This is a genomic window from Pseudodesulfovibrio sp. lm2024 (assembly GCF_051175575.1).
GTDB classification, from domain to species: Bacteria; Desulfobacterota; Desulfovibrionia; order Desulfovibrionales; family Desulfovibrionaceae; genus Pseudodesulfovibrio; species Pseudodesulfovibrio caledoniensis.
The window spans coordinates 3,726,696-3,744,811 of record NZ_CP195092.1 but is presented as its reverse complement, the minus strand read 5'-3'; the positions used below and the strand labels follow the sequence as shown (position 1 = coordinate 3,744,811).

Below are 18,116 nucleotides of genomic sequence, written 5' to 3'. Positions count from 1 at the left end.
CCCCTTAGTTCGCTTCCTTGGGAGCGGCCCGGCGGAGCTGCTTGTCCAGGGGGAGGTAGGGCACGGATTGCTTGAGCGCGTCGTCGGACATGATCAGCTTCTCCGCGTCGGGATTGGAAAGGATGGCCTCCATGGTCTCCAGGTAGAGACGCTTGCGGGTGATGTCCTTGGCCTTGTTGTACTCCTTGAGCACGGACAGGAACCGGGCGGCGTCGCCCTCGGCCCCGCGCATCTTGGTCTCCTTGTAGGCCTGGGCCGCGTTGGTGATGCGGGAAGCCTCGCCGCGCGCCTTGGGCAGAATGTCGCGCTGGTACGCCTCGGCCTCGTTGATGTAGCGGCTCTTGTCCTCGCGGGCGGAGGCCACGTCCTTGAAGGCCTCGATGACCTCGTCCGGCGGATGCACGTTCTGCATCTGCACGGCCACCACGGACAATCCGCTGCGGTAGTTGTCCAGGATGCGCTGCATCAGCTCGCGGGTCTGGACCTGGATCTCCTGCTTGCCGGTGGTCAGGGCGTCGTCGATCTTGCCGTTGCCGATGATCTCGCGCATGGCCGCCTCGCCCGCGTGGGCCAGGGTCTGCTCCGGGTCATTGACGTTGAACAGGTAATTCTCGGCGTCCTTGATCATGTACTGGACGATGAACTGGACCGAGACGATGTTCTCGTCGCCGGTGAGCATCAGGGATTCCTCCTTGACCTCGCGGCTGACTCCCTGCTGGAAGCTCTGGGTGATGGGCCTGCCCACGGACCTGAAGCCGAATTCCACACGCCGGATCTGGGTCACCTTGGGGGTGAGCACGCTTTCCACCGGGTAGGGAATGTGGTAGTTCGGACCCGCCGTGGTGATGCGGTTGAACTTGCCGAACTGCTTGACCACGCCGACCTCGTCGGGTTCGACGATGTAGAACCCGCTGGCGATCCAGAGGAGGACGATGAGAGGAATGACGAGCTTCCAGCCGGGCAGCTTGAACTTCTTCAGTTTCTCAAGCTGGTCCTGGAAATCGTCGAAGCTCGGCGGCTTGCCGCCGGGGCGCCCCTGTTGCTGCTTTTGTAATTTGTCCCAATCCCAATTCATAATGAACAGAAGTAGGCATATTGCCGGGACAGGTCAAGAAAAGCCGGAGGAAAAACCGTGAACGCGATCGATTCGGGCATATTTCGGAGCCCGCGCCCATGTCCTTGCGCGATTTTCTGACCGGGCTCTTCCGCCGGACGCGTTCCCGCGTCCTGCGCCGCGAGGTGGAGGTGGTCGGCCGGTGCCAATGCTGCGGCGGCTGTTGCCGGTCCATCCATCTGAGCGACCGGGGGCGCTGGCTGCGCCGTATGGCCCAGTACGAAAGGCTGGTGGCCGAGGCCCCGGAATACGTCCGGTTCCGCCCTGCCGGGCGCGGCGACCAGGGCTTTCTGCTCTTTGACTGCGCCCTGCTCGGGGAGGACAACCTGTGCACCGCCCACGACACCCGGCCCGCTTTATGTAGAAATTATCCGTCCAAGTCGCTATATTACAGGGGCGGCACCCTTCCGGGCGATTGCGGCTACTCCTTCAGGGCCGCGACGTTCCGCGATGCGCTGTTCGGCCGCAAGCCGCGTAAACCCGCCGATTTCTCCGCCGTGCTGCGACGGGAAATCCAACAGGACAAAGATAAGCAGACATGAAAAAGCTCATATTCATCCTCATCGCCGTGCTCCTGACCGGGGGCGGCGTCTGGTACTTCACCGCGGGGCAGTCCAGGGACCGTATCAAGGTCCTCAAGACCGCCGAGGTCACCCGGGGCGGCGTGGCCAAGGTCCTGGAGGCCACCGGCATCGTCAAGGCCCAGGTGGGCGCGCAGGTCAAGATCGGGGCCCAGGCCACCGGCGTGCTCGAGTCCGTGCCGGTCAAAGTCGGCGACCACGTCAAGAAGGGCGACCTCATAGCCAAAATCGACGCCCGCGAGCTTCAGGCGCGCATCGCCGAGGCCAAGGCCAACCTCGACCTGGCCCTGGCCAAGCTCGACTACATGGAGAAGAACCTGCCCCGCAAGCGGACCCTGGTCCGCAAGAAGCTCGAGGCCCAGGACTCCCTGGACGTGGCCACCCAGGACGCGGAGATGGCCCGCTACAGCGCGGCCGCGGCCCGGGCCAAGCTGCGCACCCTGGAGGTCCAGCTCTCCTACACCAGCATCTATTCGCCCATCGATGGCGTGGTCAGCCAGGTGGCCGCCCAGGAGGGCGAGACCATCGTCTCCGGGCTGTCCGTGTCCAACCTGATCACCGTACTCAACCCCGAGAAGCTCGAGATGTGGATCTACGTGGACGAGACCGACGTGGGCCGGGTCAAGCCCGGCCTGGCCGTGCGCTATACCGTGGACGCCTACCGCGACAAGGTCTTCGAGGGCGCGGTGGACCGCATCTATCCCGAGCCCGAAATCCGCGACAACATCGTCTACTACCGCACCCTGGTCAAAGTGACCCGTGAGCAGGCCGACTTCCTGCGCCCGGAGATGACCACCCAGTGTAAGATCGTCGTCCAGACCAAGGACGACGTCCTGACCGTGCCCAACAACGCGCTCAAGTGGGTCAAGGACCGCCAGGTCTGCTTCCGGGTGACCGACCCCGAGAAGCAGCCCGAGGAGGTCGCCCCGGAGCTCGGCCTCATCGGCCTGGAGCGCTCCGAGGTCCTCAAGGGGCTGTCCGAGGGCGACGTGGTCGCCACCCAGCTGGTCCTGCCCGGCGCCAAGGTCGGCAAGAAGGGGCTGTGATGACCCAGTCGGCCATCTCGCTCCGGGACATCACCAAGACCTTCCTTCAGGGCAAGGGCGACGAGTCCGACCCCGGCATCGAGGTCCTCAAGGGCATCACCCTGGACGTGGCCCAGGGCGAGTTCATCGCCCTGCAGGGCACGTCCGGCTCGGGCAAGTCCACCCTGCTGCACATCATCGGCCTGCTCGACCGGCCCACGGCGGGCGTCTACAACCTGCTCGGCCGCGACGCCTCCAACCTGGACGACGACGAGCAGTCCGACCTGCGCAACCGCGCCCTGGGCTTCGTGTTCCAGTCCTTCTACCTGATTCCCTACGCCACGGCGCTGGAGAACGTCATCCTGCCCGGCCTCTACTCCGGCAAGCCGCGCTCCGAGCTGGCCGCCCGTGCGGAGAATCTTCTGGAGCGCGTCGGGCTGGCCGACCGCATGCACTTCAAGCCCTCGCGCCTGTCCGGCGGCCAGCAGCAGCGCGTGGCCATGGCCCGCGCCCTGCTCAACGACCCGCGAATCCTTCTGGCCGACGAGCCCACCGGGCAGCTGGACTCCAACACCTCGGGCGAGATCATGAAGCTCTTCCACGACGTGCACCAGGCCGGGCAGACCATCGTCCTGGTCACCCACGACGAGGATGTGGCCCGCGAGGCCGGCCGCATCATCCGCCTGCACGACGGGCGCATCGCCGAGGATGTGAAGGTGTAGGAGAGAAGATGAATGCCTCGGGACTCCCTTTCCAAACTTCTTGGGTGCCTTCTGCAGGCGCGTACGGGAGCGGAAGGGCGGAGCGGGTTGGATTGGCGGAAAGAATTGAACGGCAACGATGAACAGGCCCGGAATCCCTCCCGCCCTTGGCGAAGCGGTGCAAGCCGGTCGGGAATGGAGAGGGGGTCAAGGGCGCAAGGAACGTCGAAATCATGTTGCGGACCATAACCAGAGTAGCAAGCATGGGCTTGGAGGCCGTCTGGGCCTTCAAGCTGCGCTCCATCTTCGTGGTCCTGGGCGTGGCCTTCGGCATCGCCTCACTGACCCTGATCGTCACGGCCGTGGACGGGGCCAACCGCATGGCCGTGGACATGGTCGACATGTTCGGCCCGGACGCGGCCCTGGTCTTCGGCGGCAATTTCCAGAAACGGGCCGTGGGCATGCGCACCCTGACGCTCAGCCGCGAGGACGCCGAACGCATCCGGGATTCCCTGCCCGGCGCGTACCAGGTGCTGCCCATGCGGGCCAAGTACGGGCAGCCGGTCCGGGCGGGCAACCGCACCTACCACGACGTGGTCATCATCGGCACCACCCAGGGCTATTCCAAGGCCTGGAACTGGCCGCTCAGCGAGGGCCGCGACCTGTCGGCCGAGGACGAGCGCATCGGGGCCAAGGTCGCCCTGCTCGGCGAGACCCCGTCCCGCGAACTGTTCGGCGACGAGTCGCCCGTGGGCCGGGTCGTGTACATCTCCGGCATCCCGTTCCAGGTGATCGGCAAGCTCTCCTACCGGGGCGTGACCTCGGGCGGGGGCGGCGACGTGGACAACCGCATCGTCATCCCACTGTCCACCCTGGTCCAGCGCTACAACATGGACCGCAAATACTTCCGGGCCCTGCGCGTCAAGTTCGTGGAGCCGGACTACATGGCCGCCCACACCGAGAACCTGCGCTCCCTGCTCCGGAGCCTGCACCACCTCGCGCCCGAGGAGGACGACGATTTCTCCATCGTCACCGCCGACGAGATCCTCAAGTTCCTGGCGTTCTTCAAGGGCGGCCTGACCATCTTCCTGGGCGTGACCGCGGGCATCGCCGTGCTCGTGGGCGGGTTCGTGCTGGCCAATCTCTTCTCCATCTCGGTCTCGGAGCGGGCCGAGGAGATCGGCCTGAAAAAGGCCATGGGCGCGCGCAGCTCGGCCATCATGCTCCAGTTCCTGGTCGAGGCCTGCGCCCTGACCCTGCTCGGCGGCGTGCTCGGCCTGTTCCTCGGCCTGGGGCTCGGGCAGTTTCTGTCGCGCCTCGACATCCTGACCATCCAGTTCTCCTGGAAGGCGTTCTTCATGGCCCTGGCCGGGTCCCAGGCCGTGGGCCTCGTCTTCGGCCTCAAGCCCGCCCGCCAGGCCGCCTCCCTGGATCCCATCCAGGCCCTGCGCGGCGAGGGCTAGGCCGTCGATCCAGGCCCGATTGCCGCGTTGCCGCAAACGGTTCAAACCCTCGCGTACGCCGGGTACGCTTCGGCCTTGAACCGTTTTTGCGCCTTGCACTCGAACCTGACTCGGCGGCCCAGGCAAAGAAGCCGAAGCCTCCCTTCGCCCTTGCCTGAAATCTTTCCGCACGTTAGAAAACGGAAATGCGCCGCATCAACATCCCCCGAGTGCACGGTTCCACGCCCAGGGAAAAGGTCATCCGCTCCCTGGCGCTCGTGCTGGTCTTCGCCGCCGTCATCTGGGCGTTCATGAAAAACAACGAGCACGTGGTCGAGGTCCTCAACCAGCAGAGCGCCGTGTACGACGAGACCGGCACCCTGACCAAGGACCAGAAGAAGATGATCGTCTCCTTCACCCAAACCCTGCGCGACAAATGGGGGCTCAACTGCAAGATCCAGGTCTACGGCGGCGACTTCGTGGTCCCGGAACTGGACGACAAGACTCTCTACATCGGCCTGGCCCCGGCCATCGACGCGGCGGAACTGCGCTTCCCGCCGCTCATGCGCTCGGCCCTCGGCCCGGAATTCATCGACTCCCTCAAGACCACCTTCCTGCTCCCGGCCTTCAAGGACGGCGACTGGCCTCTGGCCATCCAGGAGGTCCTGGTGGAAATCCTCAAGAAACTCGATTCATTGAACCAAGGAGAATAAGCGTGAGTGATCGCGTGACTATGTATACGGACGGTTCCTGCCTCGGCAACCCCGGCCCGGGCGGCTACGGCGCGGTCCTCATCTGCGGCGAGTACAAGGGCGAAAACGGCGACAACTACAAGGAACTCGCCCAGGGCTACAAGCGGACCACCAACAACCGCATGGAGCTGCTCGCCGTCATCGCCGGCCTGTCCTCCCTGACCCGGCCCTGCACCGTGGACCTCTGGACCGACTCCAAATACGTCCAGCAGGCCATCACCCAGCGCTGGCTCAAGAACTGGCAGCGCAACGGCTGGAAGACCGCGGCCAAGAAACCGGTCAAGAACCAGGACCTCTGGCGACGCCTCATGCCGCTCATCGAAGAACACGACGTCTCCTTCCACTGGGTCAAGGGACACGCCGGACACCTGCTCAACGAACGCGTCGACGACCTGGCGCGGGGCGCGGCCTCCGGGCGCGACCTGCTGGTCGACGAGGGTATGGAGTAGGGGAATGCCTCCGGCGGGCCCTCGCCGGGCGGGCGTCTCCGACGGCCGGGGCGCTGCCCCGGACCCCGCTTAAGAACCTTTTGAGAAAAAGGTTCTTAAGAATCTCCCAAACTTTTTGTGCCGCCTGCGGCGAAGGCGCGGACGCGGCATGACGGAATTAGGGAGATGTCCCTCTAATTCTTCCGGGAGGTGTCCCCCTAATTCCTCCCCCTAATTCCGAAAAGTAGCTCGTTGTTGGTGGTGTCATGCTTGAAGGTATAAGTAGAGGCGAGATAATGTGTGCCGTAGACGGTAAAACAATTTCTATCTATGGCGAATGGTTCCAGCCAAAAGGTGAACGGCCCGTATTTTGGGTGTCTCGCGAAATGATAAAAAAATGGGACCCTCCTTACAATGACCAGCCATTAACCGATGACGAGCGCCAAGCAATCCTTGATTATTTTGTTCTTGAGATGGAGAAGAAATGGAATGCGATAGTTGAGATTGCGTGATGGCATGTAGCTTGGAGAAATCTGGTAAATCTGGGTGAATTAGGGGGACTCCTCCCTAATTGTTGACGTTGAATAAGTGGCGTTGATATGAAGTGGCATGCCAAGAATTTCACGGATAGTAGTTCCAGGAGAACCCCACCACATTATTCAGCGTGGGAACCGACGCCTTCCGACTTTTTCAAGGATGAGGATTGGGAGGTTTTTTGGGCAGATGATACCAGTGATCGCGACCGTGACTTGTTAAGAGGACATGGGCGTACAGGCCGTCCTCTGGGAAGCAATCCCTTCTTCGACAGATTGCAGTCGATATTGGGGAAGGATGTAAGACCCAAAAAGCCTGGCCCAAGAAAGAGAATTAGGGAGGTGTCCCCCTAATTCCAGGGAGGTGTCCCCCTAATTCCGCCATAATTCCGCCTGAATTAGGGAGGTGTCCCCCTAATTCCGCCTAATTCCGTCCCCCTAATTCTTCCTTCCCCATTCTCTAGGTGTCCCCCAAATTAGGTGGCGGTTCCCGTCTGATTGGCTGAGCGGCGTTTTCTGACAAAGGCTAACGTGGTTCACCTTCCCGCTTTTCGCCCTTCCCCCAAAAAAAAAACAACCCGCGATTTCGGGCAGAAAAAAACGGCGTGCTTCTTCTGTGAAGAAGCACGCCGTTTCATCCGTTTTTTCTGATCGAAATCGCACACCGGCAAGGCGAAAGGCGTCATCGCCAGCCTTTCACGTTCGCACGCCCCTGAGCGAAGCGAACATGGGGGTGCAGGGGGCTTTGCTCCCTGCCGGGTCCAGGGCAGCGCCCTGGCCGCCGGAGGCATTCACCCGGCTACTTGGTCACGCCCAACAGTCCGTTGATGGCGGCCATGACCGTTTGGTTCTTCACCTGGTCCCGGGTGCCCTGGAAGCTGTACTGTTTGGCGCGGGAGCCGCCGGGCCAGGCCCAGGCGATCCAGACGGTGCCGACCGGTTTTTCGGGCGTGCCGCCCGAGGGACCGGCGATGCCGGAGATGGCCACGGACACGTCCGCGCCGATGGTTTCGAGCACGCCTTTTGCCATGGCCAGGACGACCGGTTCGGAGACCGCGCCGTGCTGTTCCAGTATATCGGCGGGCACGCCGAGGAGCTTGTTCTTGACCGCGTTGGAGTAGGCGACCACGGACCCGGCGAACCATTCGGAGCTGCCGGGGGTGTCGGTCAGGGTGCTGGCGAGCAGGCCGCCGGTGCAGGACTCGGCGGTGGCCAGGAAGCGGTCTTCGACACGCAGGCATTCGCCCACTTCGGCCACGGCCCGCGAGATGAGATAGGTATCCATGTTGTTCCTCCGTCCCAAGATTCTACAAAAACCCGTATTGGGTTGCAATGACGGCGAAGTCGTTTGTATGGTCAAGGCGGGAGGGAGCATGGGCGTCACGCCTTCGTCATTGTTCGCGCTCGCGGTTATCAGACACCGGCAGCCATGGAACTGGAGCCTGCATTGCGCGGCCCTGGTCCTGTTTTGCCTGACGCTGCTTGCGCACAGCTATCTTATGCTGGCCGCTTCGCTGATTCTGCTGGGCGCGGGTTTTTTCGAGTTGAAGCTGGACGAGCCGCCGGGCAACCGGTGGTTCAAGTTCGCGCGCCGGGGCGTGGAATGGGAGAAGGACTGGTCGGCCGCGCCGTGGAACCGGGTGAAGCGGGTGCGGCTGGTGTTCGCGCTGTTGGCGGCCGGATTCGCGGTCTGGGCGCTGTGGGTCCGGGAGCTGGCCGGGCTGATGCTGGTGGCCGGTTTCGCGGTCCTGGCCTGGGTGGTCCGGCAGAACAGGGAGAACGGCATCGATCCGTGACCGTCGGGGTGGACAAGAATCCAGATGAGACTTATTATCAGAAATACGGAATAAATATCTTTTGGAGGGAATATGAGCGACGACAGCAACGCCTGCAAGCAGTGGCTGAACGAAGTGAACTGGGACATGATCCACGAGGATGCCGTCACCCTGTACCTGGAATGGGGCAACAACAACTATCGCGACGCCATGCGTTCGCCGGTGACCACGTCCGGCGAGTATTCCGTGTATTTCGCCATCGACACCTGGGCCGAGCCCAAGGTGGTGCTGATGAAGATGGACAACTACGGCTCGACCATCCTCTGTTCCAAGAAGCTGCCGGACGACCTGGCCAGGCAATTGCTGGAAGACATCAAGGGCATCAAGGGCATCCTGGAACTGACCCCGCCCATCAAGGAATGGCTGATGAAGGAGCTGGACGCCTAAGGAATTTCGGCGGTCGGGCCGGTTGAGGCCCGCGTTGCCGATACATGGGAACTCCGCATGAACGATCCCGCGGCTATACCCTTGGCAGGGTGTGGTCGCGGGATTCCTGCGTCTTGCGGCGGGGGTGGGAGGCGGCGCGGCCCTCGCCGCTCTGGCGCAGCAGGTAGGGGGCGGCCAGGGCTCCGGCCAGGCCGACCAGCCCGGCCACGATGAAGGCCAGGGGGATGTCCGACCGGTCCACGATCAGGCCGAGGATCAGGGGGCCGGTGACCTGGCCCAGGCTCATGGAGGCGGTGAACGCCCCGGCGGCCGCGCCCATGCCGTGGATGCGACCGCGCTCGGTCTGGATGGCGATGCAGGCGGCCCGGGACACCGCGCTGAGCAGCCCCATGGCCAGGGAGAGGACGAGGAACATGACCATGGTCCGGAAGTAGGCGATGGCGAGCATGGACAGGGCGGCCAGAACCCCGCCCCAGAGCACGAAGGCGACCCGGCGGCGGGGGTATCTGTCCACCAGCAGGCCGCACGGGTATTGGAACAGGGAGCCCGCGAACATGTAGGAGGACAGGACCAGTCCGATGGCGGCGGCGCTGGCCCCGTTGACCTGGACCGCCAGCATGGGGAAGAAGGAGTTGAACCCCCAGCGGTAGAAGCCGCGCGTGGCGAAGTAGGTCATGATTCCCCACATGGGCCGGTCGCGGAAGATGGGCAGCAGCCCCTTGAACCCGGACCGGGATCTGCCGGACTTCGGCTCGGTGGCCGGTGCGTCGGGCACCAGGAAGAGGATCAGGAGCAGGGCGAGAAAGGACAGAGCGCTCATGGCGTGGAAGGGCGCGGCCATCCCGTAAGCGTCGCACAGCCAGCCGCCCAGGTACGGGCCTGCGGCCATGCCCATGAACATGGACATGAAGTACAGGTTGCCGACCCTCCCTTCCTGGCCCACCGGGGTGATGTCGCCCACGTAGGACTGGGCCACGGGCGTGACCAGCACGCTCGCGCCGCCCTGGATCAGGCGGATGAGCAGCAGCACGGCGGGCGTGTCGGCGGCCACGTAGGCCAGGGAGATGGCGATGAGCAGGACCAGGCCGGCCATGAGGATGCGCTTTTTGCGGTGTTGGTCGGCAAAGCGCCCGACCAGCGGGGCGAGGAACAGGCGCGACAGGGCGAACCCGGAGAAGATCGCGCCGATCTGCAGCCCGGACGCGCCCATGCCGTGGGCGTACAGGGGCAGGATGGGGGAGATGACCCCGATGCCGAGCATGACGACCACGGTGGCGATGAACAGACTGGTGAAGACGCTGGTTTTCATTGTTTGTCGAACGGGCTCGGCGGTTCGCGGCATTCCCCGCGACGGTCATGCGGCGGGTTTGTCGCGCGGCGACGGATTATGCTATGGGAGACGCGCTTTCCGGCATCGGCCGGGCGGCGCGGACGGTGGACGGGAGTAGGGAAGAGGGCCGGCCGGTCCGGCGTCAGTTCTCCTCTATGGCCACCCCTTCGCAGACGAACGAGATGCCCTGGCCCGAGGCGGTGCCGATCATGACCGCCTGGATCACGGGCACGGCGGTGTTTTTCTCGGCCTGCCACTTGACCGTGAAGTTGGCCCCGGATCCGCCGGACAGGTCGCGTTCGGACACGTAGACCTCGCGGGTGCCCATGGGCTCGATGACCACGGGCTCGACGAAGTGGTCCTTCACCAGGGTGCCGTTGTCATCATAGTACTTCACCGAGGTCACGGTGATGGCGTGGTCGTAGTCCACGTTGCGGATGGAGAGCAGGCCGGACAGGTTGTACGGCTTGCCTTTGGGCCCCTGGTAGATGTGGGAGTAGATGGGCACGTACACGGTCTGTCCGCTGGACACGTGGAGCTTGCGCCCGGCCAGGGCGGGCAGGCTGAGGACGGCCACGGCCAAAAGGGCCGCGATCAGGCGAAGGGACGTGGTGCGCATGGGGTGGACTCCTTGGATATCCGATTTGTCGCAGAATAGGCCGTTTTCGGCCCGGATGGCAAGGACTAGAGGAAGGCGCGGATGACCAATCCCACGCCGAGCAGGCCGATGAGGGCGAAGACGATGCGGCGGAAGGTGGCCTCGGGCAGCATGCGCCGGACCTTGCCGCCGACGTATATGCCCAGGAACACGGGGATCAGCCCGGCGAGGGAGATCACGACCACCTCCAGGGAGACCAGCCCGAGCTTGTTCAGGCCCACGAGCATGATGATCGAGGACAGGGTGAAGGAGGTGTTGATGGCCTGGACGAGTTCGTCCTTGGAGATGGGCAGGGCCATGAGGTAAGGCAGTATGGGCATGATCTGCGAGCCGGTCAGGCCGTTGACCGCGCCGGTGACCAGGCCCACGGCGCAGTCCAGGAGCGGGCGCTGGGTCAGGCGCAGGTTGCCGCCCCACAGCTGGCCGCCGCCGTAGAGGATCATGGCCGCGCCCAGGACCAGACGGGGCATGGCCGAGGAGCTGCCGCCCAGCAGCCACAGGCCAAGCCCCAGGCCGGGCAGTGCGGCCAGGAACATGAACTTGAAGCGGCGCAGGATGGGCAGGAATCCGCCCGCGTCGATCATGACCAGGGCGTTGGAGAGCAGCGAGGGGATGATCACCAGGGGGATGGCCAGGCGCATGTCCAGGTAGGCGGCCATGATGCCCAGGCAGGTGGTGGCGAAGCCGAGACCGGCCGTGCCCTTGAGGAAAGCGGCGAAGAAGAAGGTCAGGAAGATCAGCGCGAGGGTGAGCGGGTCCATGTCGTCTGCCATACGCCCGCTTACGGTCCGAGGCAACCATTTCTCTCTTTTCAGCGGGCCGTCTCTGCGTTATGGCTGTGGTCGATTCGAAAACAGCATCCGGAGAACCCGATGAAGATACCCGTTGGATATACCTTCGCCGCGGCCGCGGCGTCGTTCAAGAAACCCGGCAAACTCGACCTGGGGGCCATCGTCAGCCGCACCCCGGCCGTGGCCGCGGGGGTGTTCACCACCAACAAGTTCCAGGCCGCGCCCGTGCTGCAGTGCAAAGAGATGCTGGCCGACGGCCGGAAGATGTCCGGCTTCCTGGTCAACTCGGGCCAGGCCAACGCCTGCACCGGGGAGCAGGGCCGGGCCAACTGCCGCGAGACCCTGAACCTGGCGGCCAAGGCGCTGAACGTCCCGGCCGACGAACTGCTGCCCGCCTCCACCGGGGTCATCGGCGCGCAGTTCAATATGGATAAATGGGCCGCGGTCATGCCCGCGCTCGGCGAGAGCCTGGCCACGGCCGGTCCCGAGGACACGGCCCGCGCGATCATGACCACGGACACGGTGCACAAGCTGGCCGAGAGCGCCTTTGAGCTCAAGGGCGGCGAGGTCCGCCTGCTCGGCATGTGCAAGGGCGCGGGCATGATCTCGCCGAACATGGCCACCATGCTCTGCTTCGTGGCCTGCGACGCGGACATTTCGGCCGAGGCGTGGCAGACCATGCTGGCCGACTGCGTGAATCTGACCATCAACCGGGTGACCGTGGACGGCGACATGTCCACCAACGACTGCGTCTTGGCCCTGGCCAACGGCGAATCGGGCGTGGCCATCGAGTCCGAGGACGACTACGTGTTGCTGCGCAAGCACCTGCTCGCCGTGCTCGAGGAGCTGGCCTACAAGATCGTCATGGATGCCGAGGGCGGCACGAAAGTGGCCTTCATCGAAGTCTCGGGCGCGAAGAACGATCTGGACGCCGAGAAGGTGGCGCGGGCCGTGGGCAACTCGCCCCTGGTCAAGACCGCGTTGTTCGGCTCGGACCCCAACTGGGGGCGGATCATCTGCGCGGCGGGCTACTCGGGCGCGGACTTCAAGGCCGAGGACCTGGTCCTCAAGATCGGCGGCGTGCTGGTCTTCCGCGACGGCACTCCGGAGCCGGGCGACATGGACGACCTGCTCGGCCCGATCATGAAGGAGCGGGACATCGTCATCCACATCGACGTGGGTGACGGCCCGGGCTCCTCCATGCTCCTGGCGTCCGACCTGACCCGCGAGTACGTGTCCATCAACGCGGACTACCGCAGTTGATTATTACGTTGCTTGATGCCTCTAAGTGTCGTTGTGACATATAGTAATACTCCTAAGAACTCGGTTAGTTCTGTATGAAGATGTGATTACTTTAGTAGCCATTTTATCTAGAACTCTGTTTGAATAGACGGTCGCAGCCCTATGTTTTTTAGGGGGAAGTATGTCTGAGACTTATAGCAAAGAGCTCACGCCTCTCAAGCTGTTTAGCGAATATTATCGGATAGGAGTGTCGGTTCTCTTTGGATATTCGTTCCTGTTGTCATTTGCTTTTTTAAAGGGCTATTGGAGTTTTTTTGGGTGGAATTTTATTGATTTTTATTCTGTCTCTGAGATAGCTAAAAGCTCAATAATCCCTTCAGGTTACTCTTTTTTATCCCTTGTCGTCTATTCTGCCGTCGTGTATTCGATCCCACGCTTATTTAGGCTTGTGGTTAAACGCGAAAATAGTGATGAAGTTGCTCGATTTGCCGGTGTCCTTGGGATGACAATCACAATTTTCAGGAATAGGTGGATTGGAGAAAATACGGTACCAATTCTTGCCATCATTCTGCTACTTTCAGTAGTAGTTGCGTTTGTATCTAGAAGTAAATTGAAATTTATAAATGGATTATACATAGCATTTTTTTCTATGTTGCCTCTCTTGTCTTCGTACTACTTAGGTACAGTTAAGGCAGATGATGTTATTAAAAGAAAAGAATATAGATATTTAGACGCATATAAAAGTGATTTTGGAGTGCCTGAGAGGTACTACCCTCTTAAGTATATTGCGAAGATTGGCAATCGAATTTTCTTTGTAGCTGATGACAATACAACACTCGTTACTATCCAGGTTGATGGGGTGAATTTCATACTAAGAAAGGGTGTAAATGATAAAAAACCGGAATAGACTGACTAGGATTGTAGACTTTTTCAACGAGTGCGGCATGTTGCGCAAGACGCCGAGGACCGGGTACCAGTTTCTGGGCACGGGCTCGGAGAACGTGGCCGAGCATTCGTTCCGCACGGCGGTCATCGGCCACGTGCTGGCCTTGATGGCCGGTGCTGACGTGGCCCGGACCACGTACATGTGCCTGTTCCACGACCTGCACGAGGCGCGCACCGGGGACTTCAACTACGTGGCCCACATCTACAACAAGTCCGAGCGCACCCGGGTGCTGGAGCACGCCACCGAGGGCACGGGCATGCGCGAGGAGATCCTCGGGTACTGGAAGGAGCTGGAGGAGACCGAGACCCTGGAGGCCAAGTTGGCCCAGGACGCGGACCAGCTTGACTTCATCCTGAATCTGAAGGAGGAGCTGGACCACGGCAACAAGTACGCCGGGCAGTGGCTCGGGGACGCGGTCAAGCGGGTGCGCACGCAGTGGGGCCGGGAGCTGGCCGAGACCGTGATGAAGACCGACCACAAGGAGTGGTGGTTCCTGGGACCGGACAAGGACTGGTGGGCGCGCAAGAACGGCAAGTCCGAGGAGGACTGAGTCCGGCGCGCCATGAAACCGGCCTGATTCCATAAGTAAATGTATTTAACGGCCTTGCCGTTTATGTTTATATTGGGTAAAGATTCCTAATTGAATGATGCGTTGCCCGCCGTTTGTCGACGGCGGGCGGCGGTTGTCGGAGCGGCGCGGAGCGCCGTCCAAGGGCGGGGAGCCAATCATATGACGGAGAAAACACGAGGAACAGCCATGCCTCTGTTCCCCTGCGGGATCTGTCGCGAAATCGTGGACGAGATCGGGAGCCTGGCTCTCTTTCTCCTCGATTCCCTGCGGCTCATCTTCGCGGGTCTCGGGCAATTCCCCAAGATCGTCCGCCAGATATATTTCATCGGAGTGCAGTCCGTGTCGGTGATCGCCCTGATCGGGCTGTTCACGGGCATGGTCATGGGCATGCAGCTTTACTACGCCCTGTCGGTGTTCGGCGCGGACGGCTTTCTGGGCACGGGCGTGGCCCTGTCCATGGTCCGCGAACTGGCCCCGGTGCTGACCGCGATCATGCTTACGGGCCGGGCCGGATCGGCCATGACCGCCGAGATCGGGGTGATGCGCATCTCCGAGCAGATCGATGCCCTGACCATCATGGACATCAACCCCATGCGCTACCTGGTGGCCCCGAAGATGGCCGCCTGCCTGATCAGCTTCCCCCTGCTGACCGCGTTCTTCAACCTCATCGCCCTGTGGGGCGGCTGGCTGACCGGCGTGAAGCTGCTCGGGGCCAACGCGGGCGTGTACTGGTCGCGGGTGTCCGGCTCGCTGGACTGGGACGACATCCAGGGCGGGTTCATCAAGGCCATCGTGTTCGGCGTGCTGGTCTGCACCATCTGCTGTTTCGAGGGCTATTTCACGCACCTGCGTTCCGGCCACGCCGGTCCCGAGGGCGTCAGCCAGTCCACCACCAACGCGGTGGTCAAGTCCTGCGTCGTCATCCTGGCGGCGGATTACGTTCTGACATCGCTGTTGTGGTAGGGGAGAGGGCGTGAGCGAAGCACCGAGCATACGACTGGAGAACCTGACCGTGGGGTACGGCGAGACGCCCGTGGTCAAGGATCTGAACATAGAATTTCCCGGCGGCAAGCTGTCCATGATCGTGGGCGGCTCGGGCTGCGGCAAGTCCACGGTGCTCAAGCACATCCTGGGGCTGCACCCGGTCATGGGCGGGCGCATCCTGATGGGCGGCCACGACCTGGGCGGGCTGACGGCCAGGCAGATGCACTGCATGCGCCAGCGCACGGGCGTGCTCTTCCAGGACGGCGCGCTCCTCGGGTCGCTGCGGCTCAAGGACAACGTGGCCCTGCCCCTGCGCGAGCACACCCGGCTCAAGGAGCCGGAGATCATGCGCATCGTCCAGGACCGGCTCGAACTGGTCGGCCTGGGCCACGCCCTGGACCTGTTCCCCAACGAGCTGTCCGGCGGCATGCGCAAGCGGGCCGGCCTGGCGCGCGCCCTGGTCATGGACCCGCAGGTGCTGTTCTGCGACGAACCCACCTCCGGCCTGGACCCGGTGCTCTCGGCCGAGCTGGACCAGCTCCTGCTGGAGATGATGTGCCATTTCGACATGACCATGGTCGTGGTCACCCATGACCTGGCGAGCATGCGCGGGCTGGCCGATTACGTGGTCATCCTGGGCGAGCACCGCTGCCTGTACCAGGGGACCATCGAGGAACTGGAAAAAACCACGGACCCGTATCTGCGCCGGTTCCTGGACCGCAAGGCCGAGGAGCGCGACGCCCCGAGGCTGACCATGCCGCCCATCGACCCGGCCATGATGCGCATCGACTGCAGCGAGGCCCTGGGCGCGAAAATCACCATTCGTAAGGACGACCGATGTTCAAGATAAAGAAAGAGACAGCTGTGGGGATCTTCGTGATCATGGGGCTGCTGGCCGTTGTCTACATGAGCGTCAAGCTCGGCAACGTGCAGCTGTTCTCGGACAAGTATTACGAGATCAAGGCGAATTTCACCGACATCTCGGGGCTGAAGGTCAACGCCCCGGTGCAGATGTACGGCGTGGAGATCGGCTTTGTCAGCCATATCGGCCTGGACCAGAAAAAGGGCGTGGCCGCCGTCTCCCTCATGTTGTTGAAGGAAGTGGAACTCACGGACGACGCCATCGCCGCGATCAAGACCAACGGGTTGATCGGCGACAAGTACGTGAAGATCGTGCCGGGCGGACTCGGCGACCCGGTCAAGCCGGGCGACACCCTGTTCAACACCCTGCCCGCCGTCGATCTTGAGGATCTCATCAGCAAGTTCGCCTTCGGCTCCGTCTAGGGGTTGCGGGCTTATCAGGGATAGGAACGTTATGGTTTGCAAGAAAATAACACTGGCCCTTGTCCTGGGCTGCCTCCTGGTCTTCGGCGCCTCGGCCGCCCGGGCCGCGCAGTCTCCCACCGAACGCGTGCGCGAAGGCGTGGACAAGATCGTCGAGATGCTGTCCGACCCGGCCATGCAGGACACGGCCCGGCACGACCAGGCCATCTCCCGTCTGCGCGAGGTGGCCGAGCAGTATATCGATTTCGGTCTGGTCACCAAATACGCCGTGGGGCGGCCCTGGCTGGACATGTCCCCCGAGCTGCGCGAGCAGCTGCAGGAGGCCTTCGTCAAACTCCTGGAACGCTCCTATCTGAAGCGTATTCCGGCCTACGGCGGGCAGAACGTGGAGTACAAGCGGGAGGAGATTTCCGGAAATAATGCGAAGGTTCAAACAGAAATCATTGACAATGACAAAAAAATAGTTGTTGAATTTCGCTTGAAAATCGTTCAAGGACAATGGATGATCTATGATGTCGTCGCCGAAGGCGTGAGCCTGGTGATGAATTATCGCAGCCAGTTCGCCGAGGTCCTGAACAAGGGGACCGGCGAGGATTTGCTGAAAACAATCCAGGATCGCATCGAACAGATCGACCAGGGCAAAGAGGAAGAACCGGCGTCGTGATGATCGGAGAAAAAGAGGGCTTTCGTCTGCTGGCCATAGTGCTGACCGCCGCGCTCCTGCTTGGAGTGACGGGGGTCTGTTTTGCTGCCGAAGCCCCGGCCGAACCCATCACCGTCGCCCAGTTCGGCGACGAGCCCGGGCGCACCTCCTCGACCCCTCCCGGCGTTGTCGACGACTTCGACGAGTTCGACGCCGCCTACAACAACCAGCCCCTGGTCAGCGACCCGCTGTCCGGCTGGAACCGGTTCTGGTTCGAGATCAACGACGCCCTGTATCGCGGCCTGTTCCGGCCCGTGGCCCAGGGATACGCCTGGGCGATTCCGCCCCGTCCCCGCACCTGGGTTTCGAATTTCTTCACCAACCTGCTCTTCCCGGTCCGGTTCCTCAACGACCTTTTGACCGGCAAGTGGGACGCCGCCTACATGGAGACCTCCAAGTTCGTGGCCAACACCTCGTTCGGCGTGCTCGGCCTGGGCGACGTCACCGGCGGCATGCCCAGAAACTGGGAACCCGAGCGGCCCACGGCCGACGGCTTCGACCAGACCCTGGGCAAGGCCGGAATCGGCACCGGCATCTATCTCGTCTGGCCGTTCATCGGCCCCAGTTCCGTCCGGGGAACCGTGGGCTGGGTTGCGGACGCCTACTGCGATCCGCTGACCTACGGCAAATTCACCTTCCTCGAGTTCCTCGGCATCCGCGCCTACAAGAACCTGAACGAGCTCTCCCTGCAGCTCGAAGGCAACGAATACGAGGCCCTGACCGACGGTGCCGTCGACAAGTACGCCGCGGTCCGTGACGCGTACATCCGCTACCGCGCCAAGAAGGTCGCCGAATAGGCACACCCCTTT

22 protein-coding genes are annotated in these 18,116 nt (G+C 62.6%); 17 read left to right on the top strand and 5 right to left on the bottom strand.

Features of this window, described 5'->3' with window-relative positions:
* Positions 1–4 precede the first annotated feature (4 nt).
* Positions 5–1,075 carry an FtsH protease activity modulator HflK gene (hflK, locus tag ACR42D_RS17500; RefSeq protein WP_484568066.1) on the bottom strand — a complete coding sequence of 357 codons (1,071 nt, stop codon included), beginning with the start codon at positions 1,073–1,075 and terminating at the stop codon, positions 5–7.
* A gap of 98 nt (positions 1,076–1,173) precedes the next feature.
* Here hflK and ACR42D_RS17495 point away from each other — a divergent pair, with 98 nt between their 5' ends.
* The 7 genes from ACR42D_RS17495 to ACR42D_RS17465 all read left to right on the top strand — a co-directional run bounded on the left by ACR42D_RS17495 (position 1,174) and on the right by ACR42D_RS17465 (position 6,555).
* Positions 1,174–1,656, top strand: coding sequence for a YkgJ family cysteine cluster protein (locus ACR42D_RS17495; protein WP_484568065.1), 483 nt, complete (start codon positions 1,174–1,176; stop codon positions 1,654–1,656).
* Entirely contained in the window at positions 1,653–2,741 is a 1,089-nt protein-coding gene (locus tag ACR42D_RS17490) for an efflux RND transporter periplasmic adaptor subunit (protein WP_484568064.1), read from the top strand. Before ACR42D_RS17495 ends, ACR42D_RS17490 begins: the two co-directional genes overlap by 4 nt.
* Positions 2,741–3,442: an ABC transporter ATP-binding protein gene (locus ACR42D_RS17485; RefSeq protein WP_484568063.1), complete on the top strand. Its 702-nt coding sequence runs from the start codon at positions 2,741–2,743 to the stop codon at positions 3,440–3,442. The genes ACR42D_RS17490 and ACR42D_RS17485 overlap by 1 nt, the downstream gene beginning before the upstream one ends.
* A 212-nt stretch (positions 3,443–3,654) precedes the next feature.
* Positions 3,655–4,884, top strand: coding sequence for an ABC transporter permease (locus ACR42D_RS17480; RefSeq protein ID WP_484568062.1), 1,230 nt, complete (start codon positions 3,655–3,657; stop codon positions 4,882–4,884).
* 185 nt (positions 4,885–5,069) lie between these two features.
* On the top strand, positions 5,070–5,576 hold the full coding sequence (locus ACR42D_RS17475) for a hypothetical protein (protein ID WP_484568061.1): 507 nt from the start codon (positions 5,070–5,072) through the stop codon (positions 5,574–5,576).
* A 20-nt stretch (positions 5,577–5,596) separates the two neighbouring features.
* On the top strand, positions 5,597–6,064 hold the full coding sequence (gene rnhA, locus ACR42D_RS17470) for a ribonuclease HI (protein WP_484568484.1): 468 nt from the start codon (positions 5,597–5,599) through the stop codon (positions 6,062–6,064).
* 245 nt (positions 6,065–6,309) lie between these two features.
* Positions 6,310–6,555, top strand: coding sequence for an Imm74 family immunity protein (locus ACR42D_RS17465; RefSeq protein ID WP_484568060.1), 246 nt, complete (start codon positions 6,310–6,312; stop codon positions 6,553–6,555).
* A gap of 820 nt (positions 6,556–7,375) precedes the next feature.
* Here the strand turns inward: ACR42D_RS17465 and ACR42D_RS17460 are convergent.
* Positions 7,376–7,861, bottom strand: coding sequence for a CinA family protein (locus ACR42D_RS17460; RefSeq protein ID WP_484568059.1), 486 nt, complete (start codon positions 7,859–7,861; stop codon positions 7,376–7,378).
* A gap of 88 nt (positions 7,862–7,949) precedes the next feature.
* Here ACR42D_RS17460 and ACR42D_RS17455 point away from each other — a divergent pair, with 88 nt between their 5' ends.
* Positions 7,950–8,372 carry a hypothetical protein gene (locus tag ACR42D_RS17455; protein WP_484568058.1) on the top strand — a complete coding sequence of 141 codons (423 nt, stop codon included), beginning with the start codon at positions 7,950–7,952 and terminating at the stop codon, positions 8,370–8,372.
* A gap of 72 nt (positions 8,373–8,444) precedes the next feature.
* A complete protein-coding gene (locus ACR42D_RS17450; RefSeq protein ID WP_484568057.1) occupies positions 8,445–8,798 on the top strand; it encodes a DVU0772 family protein in 354 nt (117 codons plus the stop codon).
* A 73-nt stretch (positions 8,799–8,871) separates the two neighbouring features.
* On the opposite strand, the gene ACR42D_RS17445 is transcribed toward ACR42D_RS17450, so the two are convergent.
* The 3 genes from ACR42D_RS17445 to ACR42D_RS17435 all read right to left on the bottom strand — a co-directional run bounded on the left by ACR42D_RS17445 (position 8,872) and on the right by ACR42D_RS17435 (position 11,559).
* Positions 8,872–10,107: an MFS transporter gene (locus ACR42D_RS17445; RefSeq protein WP_484568056.1), complete on the bottom strand. Its 1,236-nt coding sequence runs from the start codon at positions 10,105–10,107 to the stop codon at positions 8,872–8,874.
* 163 nt (positions 10,108–10,270) lie between these two features.
* On the bottom strand, positions 10,271–10,747 hold the full coding sequence (locus tag ACR42D_RS17440; RefSeq protein WP_484568055.1) for a DUF3124 domain-containing protein: 477 nt from the start codon (positions 10,745–10,747) through the stop codon (positions 10,271–10,273).
* Between the two features lie 65 nt (positions 10,748–10,812).
* Entirely contained in the window at positions 10,813–11,559 is a 747-nt protein-coding gene (locus ACR42D_RS17435; RefSeq protein WP_484568054.1) for a sulfite exporter TauE/SafE family protein, read from the bottom strand.
* A gap of 99 nt (positions 11,560–11,658) precedes the next feature.
* Between ACR42D_RS17435 and argJ the strand changes: the two genes are divergently transcribed.
* The 8 genes from argJ to ACR42D_RS17395 all read left to right on the top strand — a co-directional run bounded on the left by argJ (position 11,659) and on the right by ACR42D_RS17395 (position 18,104).
* The gene (argJ, locus tag ACR42D_RS17430; protein ID WP_484568053.1) at positions 11,659–12,840 is read left to right on the top strand and encodes a bifunctional glutamate N-acetyltransferase/amino-acid acetyltransferase ArgJ; all 1,182 of its coding nucleotides are present in this window, start codon (positions 11,659–11,661) and stop codon (positions 12,838–12,840) included.
* 160 nt (positions 12,841–13,000) lie between these two features.
* Positions 13,001–13,726, top strand: coding sequence for a hypothetical protein (locus ACR42D_RS17425; protein WP_484568052.1), 726 nt, complete (start codon positions 13,001–13,003; stop codon positions 13,724–13,726).
* Complete coding sequence (locus ACR42D_RS17420; RefSeq protein WP_484568051.1) at positions 13,707–14,315, top strand: HD domain-containing protein; 609 nt, start codon at positions 13,707–13,709, stop codon at positions 14,313–14,315. The genes ACR42D_RS17425 and ACR42D_RS17420 overlap by 20 nt, the downstream gene beginning before the upstream one ends.
* 207 nt (positions 14,316–14,522) lie before the next feature.
* Entirely contained in the window at positions 14,523–15,299 is a 777-nt protein-coding gene (locus tag ACR42D_RS17415) for an MlaE family ABC transporter permease (protein ID WP_484568050.1), read from the top strand.
* Between the two features lie 10 nt (positions 15,300–15,309).
* Positions 15,310–16,170 carry an ABC transporter ATP-binding protein gene (locus ACR42D_RS17410; protein WP_484568049.1) on the top strand — a complete coding sequence of 287 codons (861 nt, stop codon included), beginning with the start codon at positions 15,310–15,312 and terminating at the stop codon, positions 16,168–16,170.
* Positions 16,158–16,604: an outer membrane lipid asymmetry maintenance protein MlaD gene (mlaD, locus tag ACR42D_RS17405; protein WP_484568048.1), complete on the top strand. Its 447-nt coding sequence runs from the start codon at positions 16,158–16,160 to the stop codon at positions 16,602–16,604. The genes ACR42D_RS17410 and mlaD overlap by 13 nt, the downstream gene beginning before the upstream one ends.
* Positions 16,605–16,635: 31 nt before the next feature.
* Positions 16,636–17,268, top strand: a complete 633-nt coding sequence (locus ACR42D_RS17400; RefSeq protein ID WP_484568047.1) for a Tgt2/MlaC family protein — start codon at positions 16,636–16,638, stop codon at positions 17,266–17,268.
* Positions 17,268–18,104, top strand: a complete 837-nt coding sequence (locus ACR42D_RS17395) for an MlaA family lipoprotein (RefSeq protein WP_484568046.1) — start codon at positions 17,268–17,270, stop codon at positions 18,102–18,104. Before ACR42D_RS17400 ends, ACR42D_RS17395 begins: the two co-directional genes overlap by 1 nt.
* Positions 18,105–18,116: the final 12 nt, after the last annotated feature.

Coding starts and splice junctions, on each gene's coding strand:
- ACR42D_RS17445 (WP_484568056.1), bottom strand. CDS start 10,107: ATGAAAACCAGCGTCTTCACCAGTCTGTTCATCGCCACCGTGGTCGTC.
- hflK (WP_484568066.1), bottom strand. CDS start 1,075: ATGAATTGGGATTGGGACAAATTACAAAAGCAGCAACAGGGGCGCCCC.
- argJ (WP_484568053.1), top strand. CDS start 11,659: ATGAAGATACCCGTTGGATATACCTTCGCCGCGGCCGCGGCGTCGTTC.
- ACR42D_RS17490 (WP_484568064.1), top strand. CDS start 1,653: ATGAAAAAGCTCATATTCATCCTCATCGCCGTGCTCCTGACCGGGGGC.
- ACR42D_RS17495 (WP_484568065.1), top strand. CDS start 1,174: ATGTCCTTGCGCGATTTTCTGACCGGGCTCTTCCGCCGGACGCGTTCC.
- ACR42D_RS17480 (WP_484568062.1), top strand. CDS start 3,655: ATGTTGCGGACCATAACCAGAGTAGCAAGCATGGGCTTGGAGGCCGTC.
- rnhA (WP_484568484.1), top strand. CDS start 5,597: ATGTATACGGACGGTTCCTGCCTCGGCAACCCCGGCCCGGGCGGCTAC.
- ACR42D_RS17435 (WP_484568054.1), bottom strand. CDS start 11,559: ATGGCAGACGACATGGACCCGCTCACCCTCGCGCTGATCTTCCTGACC.
- ACR42D_RS17400 (WP_484568047.1), top strand. CDS start 16,636: ATGGTTTGCAAGAAAATAACACTGGCCCTTGTCCTGGGCTGCCTCCTG.
- ACR42D_RS17425 (WP_484568052.1), top strand. CDS start 13,001: ATGTCTGAGACTTATAGCAAAGAGCTCACGCCTCTCAAGCTGTTTAGC.
- ACR42D_RS17395 (WP_484568046.1), top strand. CDS start 17,268: ATGATCGGAGAAAAAGAGGGCTTTCGTCTGCTGGCCATAGTGCTGACC.
- ACR42D_RS17475 (WP_484568061.1), top strand. CDS start 5,070: ATGCGCCGCATCAACATCCCCCGAGTGCACGGTTCCACGCCCAGGGAA.
- ACR42D_RS17465 (WP_484568060.1), top strand. CDS start 6,310: ATGCTTGAAGGTATAAGTAGAGGCGAGATAATGTGTGCCGTAGACGGT.
- ACR42D_RS17420 (WP_484568051.1), top strand. CDS start 13,707: ATGATAAAAAACCGGAATAGACTGACTAGGATTGTAGACTTTTTCAAC.
- mlaD (WP_484568048.1), top strand. CDS start 16,158: ATGTTCAAGATAAAGAAAGAGACAGCTGTGGGGATCTTCGTGATCATG.
- ACR42D_RS17485 (WP_484568063.1), top strand. CDS start 2,741: ATGACCCAGTCGGCCATCTCGCTCCGGGACATCACCAAGACCTTCCTT.
- ACR42D_RS17460 (WP_484568059.1), bottom strand. CDS start 7,861: ATGGATACCTATCTCATCTCGCGGGCCGTGGCCGAAGTGGGCGAATGC.
- ACR42D_RS17450 (WP_484568057.1), top strand. CDS start 8,445: ATGAGCGACGACAGCAACGCCTGCAAGCAGTGGCTGAACGAAGTGAAC.
- ACR42D_RS17415 (WP_484568050.1), top strand. CDS start 14,523: ATGCCTCTGTTCCCCTGCGGGATCTGTCGCGAAATCGTGGACGAGATC.
- ACR42D_RS17455 (WP_484568058.1), top strand. CDS start 7,950: ATGGGCGTCACGCCTTCGTCATTGTTCGCGCTCGCGGTTATCAGACAC.
- ACR42D_RS17440 (WP_484568055.1), bottom strand. CDS start 10,747: ATGCGCACCACGTCCCTTCGCCTGATCGCGGCCCTTTTGGCCGTGGCC.